Below are 6,021 nucleotides of genomic sequence, written 5' to 3' on the forward strand. Positions count from 1 at the left end.
CTATTATACTGAGGGTTTAAAAATAGATCCAGTGAGTGCAACATTTAACGGAGAAAATCAATACAATGATTTATTACCCGCTCCTGATGCGAAATATATGGCAGAAGCACATCAATATTATACGAAGTACCTCGATTTATTACAGAAATTTAATGTTAATACTTTAAATGAAAAAGATAAAACCTCCTATTTAATTTTAAAAAACCGCCTTGAATCCTCACTTAACATTGAGCGTTTCCATTTGGAATATATGCCTGTCGATCAGTTTAATAGTTTTCATTTGGCGCTTGCAATCATTGGTTCGGGAACTTCTTTGCAACCTTTCAAAACCACAAAAGATTATGACAATTGGTTAAAAAGATGTGCTGCCATTCCAAATTTCGTAAATGTTATGATTGAAAATATGCGAAAAGGTATAAAGACAGGAATGGTTATTCCTAAATCAACGGCTTTAAAAGTGATTCCACAATTGGAGCAACTCAGCATCAATGACAGTACCTCGGCATTTTACGGTCCTATCAAAAATTTCCCGGAAAACTTCACCAAACAAGACAAAGAAAAATATACCGCAGCATATAAAAAAGCAATTGGCACAGAGGTTTTACCAGCTTATCAAAAACTAATGGCTTTTTTCAAAACCGAATATTTACCCAAAACCCGCGCAACTTCCGGAATAAATGCTTTACCAAATGGCGCCGAAATATATCGTGAACTTATTTTTGAAAATACTTCGTCTAAAAAAACGCCCGCACAAATACATGCAATCGGTCTTGCAGAAGTAGCGAGAATTACTGCTGAAATGAATAAAATAAAAGATTCTATCGGTTTTAAAGGAAGCCTACCCGAATTGTTTACGTATATGAAAACAAATAAACAGTTTATGCCTTTTAAAACAAAAGCGGAAGTTTTGGCTTATTATCAAAATGTTTACAACACCATAAAACCGAAATTGCCCCAGTATTTTGGAGTGATTCCGAAAACACCATTTGAAATTAGAGAAACAGAATCTTTTCGTGCTGCATCTGCTGCTGCACAATATTTTTCTGGCGATATCGCAACCAATCGACCAGGTGTTTTTTATGTACCCATTCTTGATCCTACCAAAGAAAATGAGACCAACTGGGAAATGCAAAGTTTATTTCTACATGAAGCAATTCCCGGTCATCATTTTCAATTAAGTTTACAAAATGAAGATACAACACTGCCGAAATTTCGTCAGAAAGGCGGTGATAATGCGTTCGTAGAAGGTTGGGCATTATATTGTGAATCTTTGGGAAAAAAATTAGGAGTTTTGAAAGATCCTTATCATCAAATTGGCGCTTTAGGTGCTGAAATGCATCGAGCAATCCGTTTAGTTGTAGATACCGGAATTCACACGGGAGAAATGACACGCGAAGATGCCATTAAATATACGATGGATCGTGAAGCAATCCCCGAAGAAATGGCGACTCTGGAAATAGAGCGCTATATGGTTTTACCTGGGCAAGCCTTGGGATACAAATCAGGAGAATTGAAAATTAAAGAATTGCGGGATAAATACCAACGACAATTAGGCAGCAAATTCAGTCTCAGGGATTTTCATGATGCCATCTTAAAAGGCGGCTCAATGCCTTTAGATATTTTTGAAATTTATATGGATGACTGGGCAAAAAATGTGAAATCATAACAAAACAGTAGTCAATTTTTTCAAATATATCATTCTAAATGTTTTTTTCACTGATATTTTAAAATGTTTAAAAAAAACAAAATGTTTAAAAAACTAATTCCTATTTTATCTCTTTTCATTTTTAATCTTCCATTTTCGCAAACAAAAAAAATAGTTGGTTTCAATGAAAAAAATGCCGCAACACAATTTTCGTTAGAATCTTCTTTTGATAAAAACCTCAGCGCAGAAAATATTGGTGCAACCATGAAATTTCTTTCGGCAAAACCGCACAATATTAGTTCGCCCGGAAGTAAAGAAAATGCAGAATACATTCTTGCGCTTTATAAAAAATGGGGATGGGACGCAGAAATTGAAACTTTTCACGTTTTATTTCCGACGCCAAAAACAAGGGTGTTAGAAATGATTTTTCCAACTTCTTACACCGCAATTTTAAAAGAACCGGCTTTAAAAGAAGACCCCACAAGCGGACAATCTGGGCAATTATCCACGTATAATGCTTATAGTGCAGATGGCGATGTCACTGCAGACTTAGTTTTCGTTAATTATGGTTTACCAGATGATTATAAAATTTTAGACCAAATGGGAATTTCCGTGAAAGGAAAAATTGTGATTGCAAAATATGGTCACAGTTGGCGCGGTACAAAACCAAAAGTGGCACAAGAACACGGTGCAATTGGTTGCATCATTTATAGTGACCCAATGGACGACGGCTATTTTGCAGGAGATGTTTATCCAAAAGGTCCGTTTAAAAATGAATATGGCGTGCAAAGAGGTTCAATTATGGATATGGTAATAAATCCCGGAGATCCTTTAACACCTGGAATTGGCGCTACAAAAGATGCCAAACGAATAGATAGATCGGAAGCATTAAATATTTTAAAAATTCCAGTTTTACCAATAAGTTACCACGATGCAAAACCTTTATTGGAAGCGCTTGACGGACCAAATGTTCCAAACAATTGGCAAGGCGGACTTCCTTTCGCGTATCATATCGGACCAGGAAAAACCAAAGTCCATTTAAAACTGGCTTTTAACTGGGATATTGTTCCGTGTTATGACGTGATTGCAAAAATAAAAGGCGCAAAATATCCCGATGAATGGGTAATCAGAGGAAATCACCAAGATGCCTGGGTAAATGGCGCGGCAGATCCCATTAGCGGACAAGCAGCAATGTTAGAAGAAGCAAAATCGATTTCTGAATTAATGAAAACCGGCTGGAAACCAGATCGTACTTTGGTTTATTGTTCTTGGGACGGCGAAGAACCAGGACTTCTTGGTTCAACGGAATGGCTAGAAACACATCAGAAAGAATTGCAACAAAAAGCAGTCGTTTATATTAATACCGATAATAATGAAAGGGGATTTGTCTACGCGGAAGGCTCTCATGCATTGGAACCATTAATGGATGGCATCGTAAAAAATGTAATGGATCCACAAACCAATGTGAGTATTTTCGAACGAAGAAAAGCCTACGATGTTACCAATGAACAAAACGCAGATTCCAAAGCGAAAGTAATGGGTGAAAATGATTTTAAATTAGAAGCAATGGGTTCTGGCTCAGATTATTCTTCTTTTATACAGCATGCGGGAATTCCGTCTCTAAATTTAGGTTTTGGTGGCGAAGCAGATGGTGGCGAATACCATTCTATTTATGATTCTTATTACGATTTCACCACTTTTAAAGATCCTGGTTTTAAATACGAAGTGGCGCTTTCTCAAACTGCTGGAAGAGCCGTTCTAAGAATGTCGCAAGCCGATGTACTTCCTTTTGATTTTACACATTTATACAAGACAATTGACGGTTATGCAGACGAATTGCAAAGTCTTTTGAAAAGCGAAAGAAAAAACACTGATATTGAAAATGAAATGATAAAATCAAACTATTTTGCGCTCGCAGAAGACCCAAAAAAGAAATTGATTAATCCAACGGCAAAATCAGAAGTTCCTTACTTGGATTTCGCGCCCTTGCAAAATGCTTTACAAAATTTAAAAACTAACGCAGACCTATTAAAAGTGGTTTCTAAAGATAAAATAAATAATAATTCTGAAAGCGTTGCCTTTAACAAATCACTTTACCAAGCAGAACAACAATTGCTTTCTGATACAGGATTACCGCGCCGTCCTTGGTATAAACACACAATTTACGCACCTGGATTCTACACCGGTTATGGCGTAAAAACAATGCCGGGAATTCGTGAAGCAATTGAACAAAGAAGATGGAGTGAAGCGCAAGATCAAATTAATATTGATGCACAAGCAATAACAAAATTGGCTGATTATTTAAAAGCAACGGCATTGAAATAGTTGTACTAAAAATTTAAATCTAAAATAACAAAGATGAAAACAAAAAAACTTTTAATTACTTTGGGTATAATTTTTATTTGCCCAACTTTTCAGGCACAAAATAAAACGAATCTTGTAAAAAGACAGTTTATTGAAACTAAAAACATCGATAATTCTATAAAACCCGGTGATGATTTTTACACTTATGCCAACGGAAACTGGTTGAAAACCGCAAAAATTCCTGCTGAGTTTCCGGGAACAGGAAGTGGTTATGAAGTTTATATCACCATACAAAATCGCTTGCAGAACCTTTTGATAAATGCCGCGACAAATGACAGTAAAATGGGAAGTATTCAGCAAAAAGTGGGCGATTATTATGCTTCCGGAATGGATTCTGTAAGAATTAATCAGAGAGGTTTTGAACCTGTGAAACCTTTATTAACAAAGATAGAAAACATTAATTCAGTTCCTAGTTTGATGCAATACGTTGCAGATGAAGAAAAAAATGGCACCGAAAATCTTTTTAGTTTATACGTAAGTCAGGATCAAAAAAAGAGTTCAGAAAATATTCTTTATTTGCTGCAAAGTGGTCTCGGATTGCCAGATCGGGATTACTATTTCCGTACAGACGAATCCACGCTTGCGATTCAGAAAGCATATAAAAATTATTTAGCAAGTTTATTTACACTCACAGGCTCGAATGCTGCAAGTGCCGCCAAAGATGCAGAAAAGGTTTATAAAATTGAAAAAGATTTGGCTTCCTCACATAAAACTGCTGTAGAATTACGAGATGTACAGGCTAATTACAATAAAGTTTCCTTAGATAAAATAGAAAAAGAGCAGGCAAATATAGGCTGAAGTAATTTGTTTAATCAACTCAATATAAAAGTGGAAGCAGTAGATATGGAGCAACCTGCCTATTACAAGCAGTTAAACAGTATGTTACAGACCGTTCCACTTTCAGACTGGAAATTATACCTAAAAGCACACGCTCTAAATTCTTACGCTAATTTTTTAAGTCAGCCTTTTCAGGATGCAAGATTTAATTACAAGAAAAAATTGACCGGTCAAAAAATACAGCAAAAACGCTCGGAACTTATGGCAGCATACACCGATACAGAATTAGGCGACGCTTTAGGACAATTGTACGTAGAAAAATATTTTACTGCAGCAGCGAAAGAACGGATGGATGAACTTATAACTAATCTCACAACGGCATTTGGAAAAAGAATAAAAAATTTAGATTGGATGAGCGACGCAACAAAAAAAACCGCAGAAGAAAAATTAAGTGCTATTCGAAGAAAAATCGGCTATCCTGCTAAATGGCGAGATTATAGCAAAGTAAATATCGACAAAACACAGTATTTTGAAAATACCGTTTCATGTGATCGAAATAATTTCGATTATCAACTATCGCAATTGGGAAAACCTGTAGATAAAAATCGCTGGGAAATGACGGCACCAACGCTGAATGCTTATTATAATCCAGTGGCAAATGACATCAATTTTCCCGCAGGAATTTTACAGTTCCCATTTTTTGATAATGAGGCAGATGATGCCGTAAATTATGGCTCAATCGGTGTTGTGATCGGCCACGAAATGACACATGGTTTTGATGACCAAGGTTCGCAATATGACAAAGTGGGAAACATTAACGAATGGTGGACTAAAGATGACAAGACAAAATTTAATGAAAAGGTTGTCCAGATTCAAAACTTATATGACGGATTTCCGGTATTTAGCGATTTAAATATCAATGGAAAACTGACAACAGGCGAAAATATGGCAGATTTCGGCGGCGTTTCCATTGCTTATGATGCCTTCAAAATGACTAAGGAAGGGCAAAGTAATACAAAAATTAATGGTTTTACGCCTAATCAACGTTTCTTTCTATCTTATGCAAATACCGAGCGAGGGAAATATACAGATGAAACGACCAGAGTACAAGTTCAAACTGACCCACATTCTACAAATAAATGGCGCGTAAACGGACCATTGATGAATTTCACACCATTTTATGAAGCCTTTAATTTAAAACCTGGTCAGAAAATGCATATTAATGAGGATAAGCG

At 36.1% G+C, this 6,021-nt stretch carries 3 protein-coding genes and 1 pseudogene; all 4 read left to right on the forward strand.

Annotation, left to right across the window (positions count from 1 at the left end):
• The coding region (locus WBY99_RS03630; RefSeq protein ID WP_423974977.1) for a DUF885 domain-containing protein at positions 1-1,666 on the forward strand (1,666 nt) is incomplete at its 5' end.
• Between the two features lie 81 nt (positions 1,667-1,747).
• Entirely contained in the window at positions 1,748-3,970 is a 2,223-nt protein-coding gene (locus WBY99_RS03635) for a transferrin receptor-like dimerization domain-containing protein (RefSeq protein ID WP_423974978.1), read from the forward strand.
• A 33-nt stretch (positions 3,971-4,003) separates the two neighbouring features.
• Positions 4,004-5,206 (forward strand): annotated as a pseudogene (locus WBY99_RS03640) (M13 family peptidase); the annotation flags it as partial.
• A gap of 195 nt (positions 5,207-5,401) precedes the next feature.
• The coding region (locus WBY99_RS03645; RefSeq protein ID WP_423974979.1) for a M13-type metalloendopeptidase at positions 5,402-6,021 on the forward strand (620 nt) is incomplete at its 3' end.

This window comes from Kaistella sp., from assembly GCF_049588135.1.
Taxonomy (GTDB): domain Bacteria; phylum Bacteroidota; class Bacteroidia; order Flavobacteriales; family Weeksellaceae; genus Kaistella.